General features: G+C 73.1%; 16 protein-coding genes. 4 read left to right on the top strand and 12 right to left on the bottom strand.

From position 1 onward, the window contains the following. The 4 genes from recA to BM237_RS17415 all read right to left on the bottom strand — a co-directional run. A partial coding sequence (gene recA / locus BM237_RS17430) for a recombinase RecA (protein ID WP_093850604.1) occupies window positions 1-923 on the bottom strand: 923 nt, incomplete at its 3' end. 114 nt (window positions 924-1,037) lie between these two features. Beyond that, on the bottom strand, window positions 1,038-1,517 hold the full coding sequence (locus BM237_RS17425) for a single-stranded DNA-binding protein (protein ID WP_093850603.1): 480 nt from the start codon (window positions 1,515-1,517) through the stop codon (window positions 1,038-1,040). An 84-nt stretch (window positions 1,518-1,601) separates the two neighbouring features. Then, window positions 1,602-2,156, bottom strand: a complete 555-nt coding sequence (locus BM237_RS17420; protein ID WP_093850602.1) for a hypothetical protein — start codon at window positions 2,154-2,156, stop codon at window positions 1,602-1,604. After that, on the bottom strand, window positions 2,153-3,091 hold the full coding sequence (locus tag BM237_RS17415) for an ATP-binding protein (RefSeq protein WP_245793690.1): 939 nt from the start codon (window positions 3,089-3,091) through the stop codon (window positions 2,153-2,155). The genes BM237_RS17420 and BM237_RS17415 overlap by 4 nt, the downstream gene beginning before the upstream one ends. Before the next feature lie 370 nt (window positions 3,092-3,461). Between BM237_RS17415 and BM237_RS17410 the strand changes: the two genes are divergently transcribed. Beyond that, complete coding sequence (locus BM237_RS17410) at window positions 3,462-3,776, top strand: hypothetical protein (RefSeq protein ID WP_245793688.1); 315 nt, start codon at window positions 3,462-3,464, stop codon at window positions 3,774-3,776. A 125-nt stretch (window positions 3,777-3,901) separates the two neighbouring features. Here the strand turns inward: BM237_RS17410 and BM237_RS17405 are convergent, their stop codons facing one another. After that, window positions 3,902-4,471 (bottom strand): snapalysin family zinc-dependent metalloprotease, encoded by a 570-nt coding sequence (locus tag BM237_RS17405; protein ID WP_093850600.1) that lies wholly within the window; start codon window positions 4,469-4,471, stop codon window positions 3,902-3,904. Window positions 4,472-4,647: 176 nt separating this feature from the next. Next, a complete protein-coding gene (locus tag BM237_RS17400) occupies window positions 4,648-5,532 on the bottom strand; it encodes a septum formation family protein (protein WP_093850599.1) in 885 nt (294 codons plus the stop codon). A gap of 159 nt (window positions 5,533-5,691) precedes the next feature. Here BM237_RS17400 and BM237_RS17395 point away from each other — a divergent pair, with 159 nt between their 5' ends. Further along, complete coding sequence (locus BM237_RS17395; RefSeq protein ID WP_093850598.1) at window positions 5,692-5,916, top strand: hypothetical protein; 225 nt, start codon at window positions 5,692-5,694, stop codon at window positions 5,914-5,916. Between the two features lie 229 nt (window positions 5,917-6,145). Here the strand turns inward: BM237_RS17395 and BM237_RS17390 are convergent, their stop codons facing one another. Both BM237_RS17390 and BM237_RS17385 read right to left on the bottom strand, forming a co-directional pair. Beyond that, window positions 6,146-7,570: an FAD-dependent oxidoreductase gene (locus BM237_RS17390; protein WP_093850597.1), complete on the bottom strand. Its 1,425-nt coding sequence runs from the start codon at window positions 7,568-7,570 to the stop codon at window positions 6,146-6,148. Between the two features lie 190 nt (window positions 7,571-7,760). Beyond that, window positions 7,761-8,357 carry a TetR/AcrR family transcriptional regulator gene (locus tag BM237_RS17385; protein WP_093850596.1) on the bottom strand — a complete coding sequence of 199 codons (597 nt, stop codon included), beginning with the start codon at window positions 8,355-8,357 and terminating at the stop codon, window positions 7,761-7,763. Between the two features lie 300 nt (window positions 8,358-8,657). On the opposite strand from BM237_RS17385, the gene BM237_RS17380 reads away from it, so the two are divergent. Then, window positions 8,658-9,548 (top strand): NAD(P)-dependent oxidoreductase, encoded by an 891-nt coding sequence (locus tag BM237_RS17380; RefSeq protein WP_093850595.1) that lies wholly within the window; start codon window positions 8,658-8,660, stop codon window positions 9,546-9,548. Between the two features lie 82 nt (window positions 9,549-9,630). Here the strand turns inward: BM237_RS17380 and BM237_RS17375 are convergent, their stop codons facing one another. From BM237_RS17375 to BM237_RS17365, 3 genes are all read right to left on the bottom strand, one after another. Then, window positions 9,631-11,310, bottom strand: a complete 1,680-nt coding sequence (locus BM237_RS17375) for an FAD-dependent oxidoreductase (protein ID WP_093850594.1) — start codon at window positions 11,308-11,310, stop codon at window positions 9,631-9,633. A gap of 18 nt (window positions 11,311-11,328) precedes the next feature. Continuing rightward, window positions 11,329-12,273 (bottom strand): AurF N-oxygenase family protein, encoded by a 945-nt coding sequence (locus BM237_RS17370; RefSeq protein WP_093850593.1) that lies wholly within the window; start codon window positions 12,271-12,273, stop codon window positions 11,329-11,331. A gap of 216 nt (window positions 12,274-12,489) precedes the next feature. Then, window positions 12,490-12,834, bottom strand: coding sequence for a hypothetical protein (locus tag BM237_RS17365; RefSeq protein ID WP_093850592.1), 345 nt, complete (start codon window positions 12,832-12,834; stop codon window positions 12,490-12,492). 387 nt (window positions 12,835-13,221) lie between these two features. On the opposite strand from BM237_RS17365, the gene BM237_RS17360 reads away from it, so the two are divergent. Then, a complete protein-coding gene (locus BM237_RS17360) occupies window positions 13,222-13,989 on the top strand; it encodes a CAP domain-containing protein (protein ID WP_093850591.1) in 768 nt (255 codons plus the stop codon). A gap of 53 nt (window positions 13,990-14,042) precedes the next feature. Here the strand turns inward: BM237_RS17360 and BM237_RS17355 are convergent, their stop codons facing one another. Next, the gene (locus BM237_RS17355) at window positions 14,043-14,750 is read right to left on the bottom strand and encodes a ribonuclease H family protein (RefSeq protein WP_093850590.1); all 708 of its coding nucleotides are present in this window, start codon (window positions 14,748-14,750) and stop codon (window positions 14,043-14,045) included. Window positions 14,751-14,842: the final 92 nt, after the last annotated feature.

Below are 14,842 nucleotides of genomic sequence, written 5' to 3'. Positions count from 1 at the left end.
AAGTTGCGGGCGTTCTCCTTGCCCTGCCCCAACTGGTCGCCCTCATAGGTGTACCAGGCACCCGACTTGCGGATGAAGCCGTGCTCCACCCCCATGTCGATCAGCCCGCCCTCCCGGCTGATCCCCACCCCGTAGAGGATGTCGAACTCCGCCTGCTTGAACGGCGGCGCCACCTTGTTCTTGACCACCTTCACCCGGGTGCGGTTGCCCACCGCGTCCGTGCCGTCCTTGAGCGTCTCGATCCGGCGGATGTCCAGCCGCACCGAGGCGTAGAACTTCAGCGCCCGCCCACCGGTGGTCGTCTCCGGCGACCCGAACATCACCCCGATCTTCTCGCGGAGCTGGTTGATGAAGACGGTGGTGGTCTTGGACTGGCTGAGCGCACCGGTGATCTTGCGCAGCGCCTGGCTCATCAGCCGCGCCTGCAGGCCCACGTGCGAGTCGCCCATCTCCCCCTCGATCTCCGCGCGCGGCACCAGGGCGGCCACCGAGTCGATCACGATCAGGTCCAGCGCCCCGGAGCGGATGAGCATGTCGGTGATCTCCAGCGCCTGCTCGCCGTTGTCGGGCTGGGACAGGATCAGGGAGTCCACGTCCACTCCCAGCCGCTTGGCGTACTCCGGGTCCAGCGCGTGCTCGGCGTCGACGAAGGCGACCATGCCGCCCATCCGCTGGGCGTTGGCCACCGCGTGCAGGGTCAGGGTGGTCTTGCCGGAGGCTTCCGGGCCGTAGACCTCCACCACCCGGCCGCGCGGCAGACCGCCCACGCCCAGCGCCACGTCCAGGGCGGTCGACCCGGTCGGGATGGCCTCGATGGGCTCGTTCGGCCGGTCGCCCAGGCGCATCACCGCACCCTTGCCGAACTGCCGTTCAATCTGTGCGAGCGCGGCGTCGAGCGCCTTCTCGCGGTCCTGTGCTTTCACTGGGTCCACCTCGGTGGGTCGGGTTGCGCCGGTGCGGCGGGCGGCCTGAGGTGCCGGCCGCGGCCGCCCGCCGCCGTGGCGCCGGGTGGGCGGTCCTGTGGAAGACCGCCGCGGTCAGAAGGGGAGTTCGCTCTCCCCGGGCGCGTGCCGCTCACCGTCGTCCCGGCCGGGCGGGCCGTCGGCCGCCGGTGCGGCGCCGAAGCGGTCGCCGGCGGGGACGCCCGTGCGCGGGCCCCTGGCGATGGTCGCGCCGGCGAACCGCAGGGAGGGGCCGACCTCGTCCACCTCGCACTCCACCACGGTGCGCTTCTCGCCCTGGCGGGTCTCGAAGGTCCGCTGGCGCAGCCGGCCCTGGACGATGACGCGCGTACCGCGCGTGAGGGACTCGGCGACGTGCTCCGCCTCCTGCCTCCAGGCCGAGCAGCGCAGGAACAGCGTCTCGGCGGAGTCCCTCCACTCGTTGCTCCGCCGGTCGAAGGTGCGGGGTGTGGAGGCGACGGTGAAATGGGTGACCGTGTCTCCGGACGGGGTGGTGCGGATGTCGGGGTCGTCGGTCAGGTTGCCGACGACGGTGATCACGGGCTCACCGGCCATGGCCGGCTCCTCTCGTGCGAGGGGTGTACGGCGGATGTGGGGCGGGTGCGAGGCGGGCGTGCCGTGGGCGCGCGGAGGCGGTGGTCAGCGCTCCTCGCCCCGGGCCTCGCCCCGGATCCCGCCACGCCCTTCACCGCCGTCGAGGGCGAGCAGCCGGGGCAGGTCGATCTCGCCGGTGCGCCAGGCCCGGGCGACCTGCTCCGTTCCGCCCGGCACGGGCCGGAGGCTGAACGATCGCGGCTCCGGCGGCGGGGCCGTCTCCAGGCCCGGGACCACCTCTCCGGTGTGCGGGTCGGTGACCGGCCCCGGCCAGGCGGTGAGCCCGGCGGTGAACTGCCTGCGCCAGCTGGGACGCACCCTCACGAGCGTCTCCACCTCGTCCGGGTGGTTCTCGACCACCCAGGTGGTGAAGGCGCCCTCGTCGGCGACCACGACCTCCGGCCTGGGGTCGATGAGCGTGATGGTGGCGATGGGCGTGCCGTCCCGCAGGGTCACCCGTATCGACTTCAGCGCGTACTCCTCGCGGGCCGCGCGCAGTCCGTCGAGGACCTCGCGGCGGGTGGCCTGGTACTGCTCCTCCACCGCGTCGCGCAGCACCTTGAGTACGGCGACCCTGGTCGCGTGCTCCTTGAGGTTCATGCCGGCACGGCTTTCCGCTCGGTCTCCTTCCGGGTCTCCCCGGCTTTCCCGGCCCCCTTCCTCGCCTCGGTCCCGCGGCGCACGATGAGGTCGCCCAGTGTGGTGGGCTCCCCCGCCTGGTCCAGGACGGCGGCGGCGAGCAGGTTGTGCCGGCGGGCCTCCTCGTAGAGGGCGCGCAGTTCCTCGTAGGTGGTGTTCGGGGCGGTGGCGGTGGCGAGGTAGTCGGACGCGCTCGGGGTGGGCTTGCCCGCGTTGAGCCAGTCGAGGACGGAGCCGGCGAACTCCGTGCCCGGTTTGCGGATCACCAGCCCGGACAGCGGCTTCGCCCGGGACTTGGAGATCACCAGGGTGTTCTCGTGGTCGAGGTCGCCGACGATGTCGAACTCGTACTCGATGCCCTCCCGCTGCTCGGGCTTGAGCCCGACCTTGCGCGGCACCTTGCGCCCGCGGTCGTCGGTCTCGACGACGTACTCGGTCTTGGTGCGCATGGTGACGATGAGGTGACCGGGGTAGGCGAGCAGGGCGTCGATCATCGCCCGCTCCATGGGACGGGTCTCCTTCCAGGCGGCGAAGCTGCTGCCCGTCCCGTAGCGTTTCGCGGCGTTGTCGACCTGTTCGAGCACTCCGCCCGCGCCGGACCAGAAGTGCGAGAGCGAGTCGACGATCACGGTGTCGTAGCCCTCGTGGGCGGCCACCGCGAGGACGTCGATGAGCCCGGTGGGCTCAAAGGAGGTGAGCTGGAGGGTGTCGAAGGCGAACTCGTCGGCGTACTTGGACGCGCTGCCGTGCTCGGTGTCGATGAGGGCCACCCGCTCACCGATCGCGGTGCCGGTGATGAGCGCGGTGTAGGTCTTGCCCGATCCGGTCGGTCCGGTCAGCGCGATGCGGGCCTTGGCCTGTTCCTTGGTGGCGGGGGCGAAGGTGAAGGTGTTCACGCCATTTCTCCTCTGGCGCATCCGACGGCGGTTCGGGGTGGGCTCGCCGGTTGGCGGGACGCGGTCCCGGCCCGGCGAGACGTGCACCCACGCGGCCGAAGCTTCAGTTCGAATCCATGTTCGAAATCTGTCCTCAGTCACAGACTAGGCACGTCTTGTCGACAAATCAACACTTATCGGGTGGAAAGTCCCATGGACTCCGGCGTCCGGCCCGCCGGCTCCCCGAGCCGCGGCACGACCTGCCGCCAAGGCCTGCGAACAAGGCGCTCCGGAGCCTCTCACTCCTCTTTGACCAGGTCTTTTGTCAGTGGCCCACAGTAAAATGGAAGGCAGATCGAGACGGCCGGACGACCACCTCAGGAGGAAGCCGATGGCCTCTGCCGCGCTCGCCGCCGAGCACCCCTCGAAGGTCCCGACCACACCCGCCGCCACCGCACTGACGACCCTGACCACCCTGCCGAAGAAACCGCTACCGGCCGGCCGGCCCCGCGAGTGGTACGTCTCGCACAACCGCCGCCTGAAGGCCATGCGCCTGGCCATAGCCCTGCTCGACACCGGCGTCCACCGTCCGGAGCGGGCCACCGACCGCAGGATCCGCGCCACGGCCGAGCAGATCGGCGTCCATCCGCCCTCCAGGGCGACCTGCCGCATGGTCCGTTCCCTGATCCGCCACGGCGACCGCTGACGGGGCGGAGGCGCTACCCGGTCAGCGGTACGGACGGAGGGTCCCGTCGCGCACCCTCACAGGTGCGCGACGGGACCCTCCCGACCGCGGTGGACATGGAGGCGGGGCACCCCCGCCTCCATGCGTCAGTCCACGGTCATCACATTGCGCGGCGCCCCGGCCGGCCAGGCGAACGCCCCGCCGAAGTCGCTTTCGACCTCAGCCTTCTCCGCCGCGTTCGGATAAGGGTTCGTGCACGCGACCCCGGCGCTGGAACCGGACATCAGGCTCGAGCAGGGGCCGGGCTTGCGGTCCGGCAGCCCCAGGATGTGGCCCAGTTCGTGGGAGGAGATGCGAACGGTGTTGTAGCCCTGGTCGACGGCCTGCCGGCCCATGTACACGACGCCGTTGCCCAGCGAGTAGGTGTAGGCGCGGGGCCAGCCGTTGTCGGCGAGGATCCGGATGTTGGCGCGCTGCCCGGCCGCCACCGGCCGCAGTTCGACGGCGTCGACACTCTCGTTCCAGATCGCCGCGCCCCGGTCGACCGCGGCCCTGAACTCCGCCGCCCCGCTCGCGTCGTAGGTGAGGATTCGCGGGGCGAGGGCGCGGTCCTCGGTGGCGGGGGCGGCCGGCGCGGCGGCGGCCTGGCCGCCGGCCAGTGCGAAGGTGGCCGCCAGGGCCGCGGTGAAGCCGCGGACGAGTGTGCGGACGTGCATGGTCGTCCTCCTTGTGGGGGTTGAGCGTGCTCATGACACGCTGCAAGCTCCCTGCCCAGCCGCGGCGCGCCCCAATCCGTCAATCGGCACGCTCCCGGCGGCGGCCCCGGGCGGGCGGCGGGGCCGGCCGCTGTGAACCGGCACCGCCACCCGGTCGCGGGGCGGCCGACGAGGGGTCAGCTCGCCCAGACCTCGGCGTCGTCGGCCGGGACGGTGGTGGCCAGACCGAGCTCCTTGCGGGCGGCGACCGTGTCGCCGGGGTCCAGGCCGGTGAAGGCGGGGTCGTAGGCGACGTAGAACGCGTCGGCGTCACCGGCCTTCGCGGCGTCCTTCCAGTGGCCGGCGGTCTTCTCCAGCCGGGTGCGGAGCTTGCCGGTCTCCGTCCCCTCGATGCCCCGCAGACCGTCGAGGTGTGCGTCGAGGGCGGTGGCGACGGCGTCGGCCTGCGCCTTGTAGCCCTCGAGGTCCTCTTCGACGGTCTCCGCCTCGGGCTGGTTCGCCCACAGGGCCTCGTAGACGGCGTTCGCGCCGTTCAGGTAGGTCTTCTGACCCGGCTTCAGCGACTTCGCACCGACCTTCAGCGAGCCGGTGAACTCACCCGACTCCTTGGTGTAGGTGCAGCTCACGGCGCGATCGCCGGTGGCCCAGCTCTCCGCGGTGGGGGTGTAGTAGGAGAGGCCGACCCCCTCGGGCAGCGCCCAGGTGTCCGGGGCGAACTCTCCCGCCTCGGCCGGGCAGCGCTCGTCGGCGATCGCCGTGACCGCCTCGTCGCCGGGGAAGTCCCCCTTCTCCTCGATGTCGAACTCGCCGACGACCTGGCCCCGGTGCGGCTCGTCGCACGGCACGAGCTCGATGGCGAACGCCTCGCCCTCGGTCTTCCGGCTGTTGGGGTTGTAGCAGTCCCCGGTGGACAGCGAGAACACCGACCGCTGGCGGGCCGCCTTCTTCGCGCCGTTCTTGGCGCTGTCGACCACGTCGGAGCACCCCGCCGCCCCGATCGCGAGCAGGGCGACGGCGGCGGATATGCCGCGCGGGGAGCGGAACGGCGCACGGATTGTCATGACGCGTACATCCTCTGGGGAAAATTCATGAATGGTGCGTGCATCTTATGTCACCGTCATGACAAGCCCGCACGCGGAGACCACTCCAGGTCAGGTGGGGTGCCGGGGCTGTCCGCCGCCCCTCGGCCGGCCCCCGCGACGGCTCGGTGGACTCCCGCTGTGGACACCGTGAAGTGCGCCCAGTGCGGTGTGACCGGCCTGGAGCCGGGATTCGTCGAGGACTCGGGCGAGAATTCCCGCGGATACGCCCGCTGGATCGCCGGACCGCTGGAGCGCGGCGTGTTCGGTGGCGCCGAGTGCATGGGCCGCCCCCGGTGGCAGATCGACGCCTGCCGCTGCCCGAGGTGCGGCCATCTGGAGCTCTTCGCGCGGCAACCGGCCTGAGATCACCGCGCCCGGTCCCGGTGTGTCGGCGTGCCGCTTCCGCGCCACGACCGTCACGACGCGTCGTTGACCGCTCGGGGCCGCTGGGTGTGCGAGTGGAAGCCGGGGACTCTCGGACGGTGTGGGCCGGGGCGCGCCGGCATCGGCAGCCCCAGCCCCTCGGTGGAGGCGCGCAGGAAGCCCCGCGCCGACATGTCCGCGGGGAGTTCGTCGGTGATGCGCCGTGTCGTCAGTGCGCGCCGGCCCGGCGCACCGCCGCGGTCGCCTTCCGGGCCGCCACCAGCACCGGGTCCCACAGCGGGGAGAACGGCGGCGCGTACCCCAGGTCCAGGGACGTCATCTGCTCGACCGTCATCGACGCGGACAGGGCGACCGCGGCCACGTCCACGCGTTTGCCCGCGCCCTCGCGTCCGACGATCTGCACGCCCAGCAGGCGGCCCGTGCGGTGCTCGGCGAGCATCTTCACATGCATCGGCGCGGCGCCCGGGTAGTAGCCGGCGCGGCTGGTCGACTCGATCGTCACGGTCACGAACCGCAGTCCCGCGGAGCGGGCCTGACTCTCCAGCAGGCCGGTGCGGGCGATCTCCAGGTCGCAGACCTTGCTGACGGCCGTGCCGACGACACCGGGGAAGGTGGCGTAGCCGCCGCCGATGTTGGTACCGATGACCTGGCCGTGCTTGTTGGCGTGCGTGCCCAGCGCGATGTGGCGGTCGCGGCCGGAGACGAGGTCCAGGACCTCGACGCAGTCTCCGCCCGCCCAGAGGTTCTCCCTCCCCCGCACCCGCATCGCCAGGTCGGTGAGCAGGCCGCCGGACTCCCCCAGCGGCAGCCCCGCCTCGCGTGCGAGCCCGGTCTCGGGCCGCACGCCCAGGCCGAGGACCACCAGATCGGCCTCGTACTCGGCGTCCTCGGTGGCGACCGCCCGCACCCGGCCGCCCTCGCCGGTGCGGACGGCGGTGACGGCGGCCTCGGTGACCGTCTCGATGCCCATGCCGACCATCGCCTCGCGCACCAGTCGGCCCATGTCGGGGTCCAGGGTGGTCATCGGCTCCTCGGCCCGGTCCAGCACCGTGACCCGGTAACCGCGGCGGACCAGCGCCTCGGCCATCTCCACGCCGATGTAGCCGGCGCCGACCACGACCGCGCGCCGCCCGGTGCGCGCCGACTCGGTCTCCTCCAGGGCCTCCAGCAGGGACCTGCCGTCGTCCATGGTCTGTACGCCGTGTACGCCCGGCGCGTCGATGCCCGGCAGGCCGGGGCGCAGGGGGCGGGCGCCGGTGGCGATGACCAGATGGTCGTAGCCCAGCCACTTCCCGGGGCCGCTGTCATCGCCCCCGCCGCCGTCACCGTCACCGCCACCGCGGACGCGGACGCGGCAGCCGTCCGGGTCGAGCTCGGTGACCTCGGTGTGCAGCCGCAGGTCGATGCCCCGCTCACGGTGCTCCTCGGGGGTCCGTGCGATCAGGTCGTCGGCGGCCGCGACATCGCCCCCGGCCCAGTAGGGGATGCCGCAGGCGGAGTAGGAGGTGTAACCGCCCCGTTCGAGGGCGATGATCTCCAGTTCCCCGGGCCCCTTCAGCCTTCGTGCCTGCGATGCGGCGGACATGCCCGCCGCGTTGCCTCCGATGACCACCATGCGCTGCGCGGTCGCCATGGTGTGCGCTCCCTTCGCCGTACCGGGCACGCGTCGGCCCCGGCCTCCGTATGCCCACGCTACGCTCCGCCACCGCCGCGCTCCGGGCCTCTCCGCGCCGCCCGCCGGTGTGGCGGCGGCCGGCGACGCAGCCGACACCCGGTCGTGATCACCGGGGTCTCGAACCGGACCGCCCCTCCCCGCGCGGGCGTCAGTCCCGCGGGGTGACGCCCGCGTCCAGGACGGGGCCGAGCTCCCGCGCCACGGTCTCGAGGGCGCGTACGTCGCGCTCGGCCCTGGCGATCACGATCGCCCCCTCCAGCGCGCTGATCATCAGGGTCGCCAGCGAGACGGCCCGGGAGGCCGGCACACCCATCTCCGTCAGCGCCCGCGCCACCGGGCGGTTCCAGGCGGCGAACGCGGCGGCGGTCGCCTGTCCGGTGGACTCGGCGGAGCCGGCGCGGTCCACCGTGGCGGCGACGACGGGGCAGCCCGCCGCGAACCCGGCCGACCGGTACTCGTCGGTCCACTGGCGCACCATCGCATCGAACAGGCGGCTCGGCGACGGCTCGGGCATCTCGGCCAGGAACCGGGCCACGCGCTTGGCCGCGTAGCGGCCGGCCCACTCCACGGCCTCGTTGACGAGCTGCTCCTTGCCGCCCGGGAAGTAGTGCCGCAGCGATCCTCTCGGGGCCCGCGCGTGCTCGACGATGTCGCGCAGACCGGTCGCGGCGACTCCGTCGCGCCGGATGAGCTGGGCCGCGCTGAAGACCATCCGCTCGCGCGGTCCCCGCCGGGAAACCGCCATCGCCGACCTCCGATCCCCTGGCGAACCGGGCGGACGGCACTCGCCCCGCCGGTCCGACCAGCCTATCGGTGCCGCTCCGGCCGCCCCGGCACGGGAGAGGTCCCAGGTGGTCCGCCCCGCCCCGCCCCGGACCGCCCCGGACCGGGCCGAGCCGGGCCGAGCCGGGCCGAGCCGAGCCGAGCCCGGCGCTATGACACACGTCATAACGGCCGCTACTATGACGGCTGTCATAGAGGGCGGGGCAGACAGGCAGGCGGGCGGGCGAGGGCCGTGGCCCTCCGGCCGGAAGGGCGGCACAGCGTGGACGTGGGTTTCCTCGGCCTCGGCGTCATGGGACAGCCCATGGCGCTCAACCTGGCCCGCGCCGGTATGGCACCGATCGTCTGGAACCGTACCGCCGCCAGGAGTGAACCGCTGCGCGCGGCCGGGGCCGAGGTGGCGGCGAGCCCCTCCGAGGTCTTCGAGCGTGCCGGCACCGTCTTCTTGATGCTGGCCGACGAGGCGGCGACGGACACCGTACTGGGCCGTGGCACACCCGACTTCGCCTCACACGTCGCCGGGCGCACGATCGTGCACATGGGGACGGCCTCGCCCCACTACTCGCGCGGGCTGGAGACCGACGTCCGCGCGGCCGGCGGCGGTTACGTCGAGGCCCCCGTCTCCGGCTCCCGGGTGCCCGCCGAGGCGGGGCGGCTGGTGGCGATGGTGGCCGGGGAGCCGGCGGCCGTGGAGCCGGTGCGCCCACTGCTGCGGCCGATGTGCCGGGAGGTGTTCGTGTGCGGGCCCGCTCCGAACGCGCTGCTGATGAAGCTCTCGGTGAACCTGTTCCTGATCACCATGGTCACCGGTCTCACCGAGGCGTTCCACTTCGCCGACCGCCACGGCCTGGACCGGCGGCTGTTCCTGGACGTGCTCGACGCCGGCCCGATGGCCAGCGGCGTCTCCCGCATGAAGGCGCCCAAACTGCTGGCACGCGACTTCGGCGTCCAGGCCGCCGCCCTGGACGTGCTGAAGAACAACCGGCTGATCCACGAGGCGGCCCGGGAGGCCGGTCTGGCCTCTCCCCTGCTGGAGGTCTGCCACACCCTCTTCGGCGAGACGGTCGCGCTGGGGCACGGCGACCGCGACATGGTGGCCGTTCTGCACGCTCTCGAGGCCAGGACCGACCGCGGTCGGCGGCCCGCTTCCTGACGCTTTCCGGACGGGGCCGCCACCCGCGCGGGGCCGCCGCCCGTCCCGCTCCGGACCGGGAGCCCGGAGCGGGACGGGTGTTTCATCCCAGAAGACGCCGACGGCCGCGGGCCGCCGCCACCAGTTCGGAGACGGTGGCCAGCTTCTCCCTGGGCCGTCCGGCCCGCAGTCCGCGGGCCACTTCCGCCCGGTCGATCGCCGCCTGGCCGCGGGCGTCGACCAGGCGGCGGTTGCGGCCTCTCACCAGCCGGCGGAAGGCTCTCGCACCGTGCTCGGGCGCGGGCAGGGCACCGTCGAGCGCGTCGGCGAGCAGGGTGCCGACCGTCTCGGCCGCGCAGGCGCGGTTGGCTCCGATACCGCCCGAGGGGCCGCGTTTGATCCAGCCCACGACGTATGTCCCCGGCCGCCCCGTCACGCGCCCGCCCTCGTGCGGGACGGTGCCGGTGGCCTCGTCGAAGGGCAGTCCGGGGACCGGCGCGCCGCGGTAGCCGACCGCCCGCACCACCAGGCCGGCCGGTATCTCCAGCTCCCCCTCCGCCGCCGTGGCGCGCACCGCCCGCACCCGCCCGTCGCCGAGCACCTCCGCCGGCGCGCTGTGGAAGCACAGCACGATGCGCCGCCCCGGTGCGGGCGGGAGGGACCAGTCCACCGCCCGCCGGGAGACACCCCGCAGTACGGCCGCCTTGTCCCCCGCCCCGGCCGCGTCGATGCCCTCGGCGATGCGGGGGTCGTGGTCGTCCACGACCAGCTCCACACCCGGCAAGTGCTTCAGGGCGAGCAGTTCCGGCCTGGTGTACGCCGCGTCGGCCGGCCCCCGGCGTCCGAGGAGGACCACCTCCCGTACCTTTGAGGCGCGCAGCGCGCCGAGCGCGTGGGCGGCGATGTCGGTGCCGGCCAGTTCCTCCGGGTCGGCCGTCAGAATCCGGGCGACGTCGAGGGCGACGTTGCCGTTGCCGACGACGACCACCCGCTCGGCGGACGGATCGACGGCGTCCGGGGCGGTCTCCGGATGGGCGTTGTACCAGGCCACCAGCGTGGTCGCGGAGATACTTCCGGGCAGGTCCTCGCCCGGGATCCCCAGGCGGCGGTCGGCGCGGGCCCCGACGGCGTAGACGACCGCGTCGTGGTGCGCGGCCAGTTCCTCCGCGGTGACGTCCCCGCCCACCTCCAGGCCCAGGTACATCCGGACCCGCGGGTGCGCGTACAGCCGGGCGAAGGTGTCCCCGACCCCCTTGGTCCCGGGGTGGTCGGGGGCCACCCCGTAGCGCACGAGACCGCCGGCCACCGGCATCCGGTCGACGAGGGTCACCTCGGCGCCGGTGTGGAGCAGCAGGTCCTCGGCGGCGTACATGCCGGCCGGGCCGGTGCCGACGACCGCGATCCGCAGCGGCGCGAAGTCGGAGGGAAGGGTGCGCTCGAACACCGGCCTGCCCCAGGCGTGGAAGTTCGGTCCGTGGTCGGCGGGTTCGGAGCCGGATCCGCCGGCCGCACGGCTTGCGGCGTCCGCGCGGTCCTCGAAGTACGCCGCGTTGACGGCGGCGTACTCGCGCTGCGCCCCGGTGAGCCGGTCCTTGGGAAGGATCGCGTCCACCGGGCAGGCGTCCGCGCAGGCACCGCAGTCGATGCACGCCCCGGGGTCGACGTACAGCATCTCCGTGCTGCCGAAGTCCCTCTCCTGCGGGGTCGGGTGGATGCAGTTGACCGGGCAGACGGCGACGCAGGTGGCGTCGCCGCAGCAGTTCTGGGTGATGACGTGGGTCATGTCGCGGCCCGTCCGGTCTCAGATGAGGTTGGCGCGCTTGTAGAACACCAGCGCGGGCTTCGTCAGCAGGCCGGTGGAGGCGAGGAACTCCATCAGACCCGAGCAGCTGGAGCGCATCATCGCCTTGTGGTGCTCGTTGGTCCTCGCCTCCCGGACCGCGCGCTTCTCGTCGAGCCCCGCGTTGGCGTACACCTTGCGGTTCACCATGCTGGTGACGATGACGTAGGCCGAGACCGCGATCACCAGGGCGTGGATCCGGCGGCGCAGCCGGCCGGCGCCCGCCAGGCGCTTGCGCGTCTCGTCGCGGGCGAACTTCATGTGCCGGGACTCCTCGACGACATGGATGTTGTTGATGGTGCGGACGAACGGCACGACCCGCTCGTCGCGCATCCAGTCGCGCTGCATGACGTCGAGGACCTCCTCGGCGACCAGGATCGCCGCGTACGCCGCCTCGCCGAACGCCAGCGTCTTGAACGCCCGGCCGAGTTCGAAGGCGAGGCGGTGCGGACGGTAGGGCGGGGCGCCCAGCTTCCGGGCCCCTCGGGCGAACATGATCGAGTGCCGGCACTCCTCGGCGATCTCGGTCAGCGCCCACTGGAACTCGGCGCTGGTCGGGTCCTTGGAGTAGATGTCGCGCAGCACCATCTGCTGGAGGATCATCTCGAACCAGATGCCGGTGCTGGCCACCGAGGCGGCCTCCTGCCGCGTCAGCTCCTTGCGCTGCTCATCGGTCAGTTCGTCCCAGTACGGAGTGCCGTAGAGGGTGCTCCACTCGGGGCTGGCGCCGTGGAAGTCCTTGTCCAGCGGCGTCTCCCAGTCCACCTCGACGGCCGGGTCGTAGGCGAGCCTCGCCGCCGAGTCGAGCAGTCGGCGCGCGACGTCCTGCTCGTCGTGCCGGTCGTGTTCCGCCGACTGTTCCGTCGGCCGTCCCGTCGGTCGGACGATGCCGGTGCTGCTCGCCATGTGCGCTCCTCGAACCGTGTGCGACGTTCCCTGTCCGCCCGCTGCGCCGGGGGCGGCCGTGAAGCCGCCGGGCCGCTCCCGCGTCCCGCGGCCCGGCGAAGGCGCCCTCCAGGCTTGTTAGACAAAATGTAAATCAAGGGGCCCCGCACATGCTACCCCTGGTAACACTTCCGATGGCCGACCGGGAGAAGTGACCGCGCCCGCGCAGGGCGCCGTTCAGACGCGCGGACCGCGGACCGCGGTGCGCAGTGCCTCGCGGACCGCCTCGACCAGACCCTCCCCGCCGACCCGCGCCCCCTCGGCGGCGCGCAGTGCGTGGTGCTCGACGGCGGCACGGAGGGCGCCGTCGACCATGGCCGCCCCCACCGCCACCCACAGACCGCCGGCGGGCCGGCCGGTGGAACGGGCGAGCGCGGCGGCGAAAGCGGCCTCCGCCTCGTCGTGCGCCCGCAGCCACACCGCCCGCAGGCCGGGCTCGCGGAACAGAGGGTCCGGGTTCCCCGGAGGCTCCGCCTCACACCCGGGGCGCCGGACACCCACCGGTTCCGTGACATCCGTCACAGCTCATATCGGTACTACGCCTGCCGGGTAGTAGACGACACCCGGCGGACATAGAGGTCCGTCCCACCTGAAACGGTCATACCGCGCGCCCGGTTCGGCGGACTCCGCCCCGCTTCGCGCACTCCTCCGTGTACGGCGGCACGGGACGGCTCCTGACGGAGCGACACGGCACCGCCGTGCACCCCGGCGCCCACCCCGGCACGGTGCCTCGCCGCCCGCAAGGGGCGCGAGGACCTACGAGGCGGCGTAGTACCAACGCTCGTTGCCCCGTCGGCCGAACGCTTCCGACAATGACGGCCCGCACCGCGTTCCCACAGCTCAGAGGTGGGTTCCGTGCGGGTCGTCCATATCCCGGGGGGATCCGCGATCCGACGATTGGGGTCACATATGAACAAGCACCGCAGAACGAGGCGCTACCGGAAGATATCCGTCGCGGCCCTCGCCGTGACCGCCCTGGGAGTGCCCGCCGTGGCCCTTGCGTGCGTGGACCGGCCGGCGACCGCCGACAACCGCTCCCACTCGTGGCAGAACCGTTCCCACGACGACCGTGAACGCTCCTGGCAGAACCGTTCCTCCGGCGACCGGGACCGCTCCTGGCGAAGCCGGCGCTCCGAGGACCGGTCGCCCGTCTCCAGGTCGACCTCGCGGCCCGAGGCGGAGAAGACCCGTACGCCCACCGCTCCCCCGAGCGCCTCCCCGGCCCCCAGCACCTCCGCGCCCTCCTCCCCCGCCCCCAGCACCTCCGCGCCTTCCACACCCTCTACGCCCGCCCCGGCCGACGATGCCGCGGCCCGCGTCGTGGAACTCGTCAACAGCGAGCGCGCCAAGGCCGGATGCGCGCCCCTGAAGGCGAACGAGAAGCTGACCGCGGCCGCCCGGGCCCACAGCCAGGACATGGCCGACCACCGGAACATGTCCCACACGGGCTCCGACGGCTCCGGCCCCGGGGACCGGATCGAGCGGGCCGGCTACGAGTGGCGGACCTACGGCGAGAACGTCGCCTACGGCTACCGGACCCCCGAGAGCGTGATGGACGGCTGGATGTCCAGCCCCGGCCACAAGCGCAACATCCTCAACTGCTCGTTCCAGGAGATCGGTGTCGGCCTGGCCCAGCCCGGCGACTACTGGACGCAGACCTTCGGCACCGCCCGATAGGGCGGGGCGCGCCGGGAGGCCCGCCGGCGTCCAAAACATCCGGCGGACCGGTGTCACGCCCCGCCCGTTCCGGTGGCGGCGCAGGCAGGGTGGCCCCAGCCGTCGGGGTTCTTCGCGATCGTCTCGCCCTTCGCGTACGGCCGGCCGCAGCGGCACCGGCCCGGGAAGCGCGCCTTGAGCGACCTCCCGGAGGAGCGGCCCGGGGCCCCGGCCTTCCGCGCCGGCTTCGCCCCCGTCGCCCGGGAACGCCCGCCGGCGGGGGCGGTGCCGGGCTCGGGCGGCGGCAGGTCGTCCCCCGCCGCGGAGCCGATCGGCCGCTGGGTGCGGGCGCTGTGGCTCGCGGCGCGGTCGGCGGCGTCGTTGAGCCGGTCGCCGTCCACCCGGTGGGCCGGGGTGTGGACGAACTCGACGTCCCGTCCGGCCAGCAGTTCGTCGATGCGCACCACCAGATCACGGTTGGCCACCGGTGTGCCGGCCGAGGTCTTCCAGCCCTTGCGTCGCCAGCCCGGCAGCCAGGTGGTGACCGCCTTCATCGCGTACTGGGAGTCCATCCGCACCTGTGCCGGTACGGTCGGGTCCAGGACCTGGAGCAGTCTCTCCAGCGCGGTCAGTTCCGCCACGTTGTTGGTCGCCCGGCCCAGCGGGCCGGCCTCCCACCGCTCCACATCACCGTCCGCTCCGGCGATGACCCATGCCCAGGCCGCGGGCCCGGGGTTTCCCTTCGAGGCGCCGTCACACGCGGCGATGATCCGTTCCAGCACCCTGCGATCCTGCCACCCCCTCCGTGGCCGCGGTCACCGGCCCGGCGTCTGCGCCCGTCTCCGCCGTACCCTGCCGGGGAGCCGGAAGGAGA

This window comes from Streptomyces mangrovi, from assembly GCF_900114215.1.
Lineage (GTDB): Bacteria > Actinomycetota > Actinomycetes > Streptomycetales > Streptomycetaceae > Streptomyces > Streptomyces barkulensis.
The sequence above is the reverse complement of the archived record's forward strand: the minus strand, read 5'-3'. Positions and strand labels throughout refer to the sequence as shown.

Bases quoted from the DNA above. Each gene is read 5' to 3' on its own strand.
- BM237_RS17420 (WP_093850602.1), bottom strand. From the start codon at position 2,156: ATGAACCTCAAGGAGCACGCGACCAGGGTCGCCGTACTCAAGGTGCTG.
- BM237_RS17425 (WP_093850603.1), bottom strand. From the start codon at position 1,517: ATGGCCGGTGAGCCCGTGATCACCGTCGTCGGCAACCTGACCGACGAC.
- BM237_RS17410 (WP_245793688.1), top strand. From the start codon at position 3,462: ATGGCCTCTGCCGCGCTCGCCGCCGAGCACCCCTCGAAGGTCCCGACC.
- BM237_RS17385 (WP_093850596.1), bottom strand. From the start codon at position 8,357: ATGGCGGTTTCCCGGCGGGGACCGCGCGAGCGGATGGTCTTCAGCGCG.
- BM237_RS17390 (WP_093850597.1), bottom strand. From the start codon at position 7,570: ATGGCGACCGCGCAGCGCATGGTGGTCATCGGAGGCAACGCGGCGGGC.
- BM237_RS17400 (WP_093850599.1), bottom strand. From the start codon at position 5,532: ATGACAATCCGTGCGCCGTTCCGCTCCCCGCGCGGCATATCCGCCGCC.
- BM237_RS17405 (WP_093850600.1), bottom strand. From the start codon at position 4,471: ATGCACGTCCGCACACTCGTCCGCGGCTTCACCGCGGCCCTGGCGGCC.
- BM237_RS17370 (WP_093850593.1), bottom strand. From the start codon at position 12,273: ATGGCGAGCAGCACCGGCATCGTCCGACCGACGGGACGGCCGACGGAA.
- BM237_RS17375 (WP_093850594.1), bottom strand. From the start codon at position 11,310: ATGACCCACGTCATCACCCAGAACTGCTGCGGCGACGCCACCTGCGTC.
- BM237_RS17360 (WP_093850591.1), top strand. From the start codon at position 13,222: ATGAACAAGCACCGCAGAACGAGGCGCTACCGGAAGATATCCGTCGCG.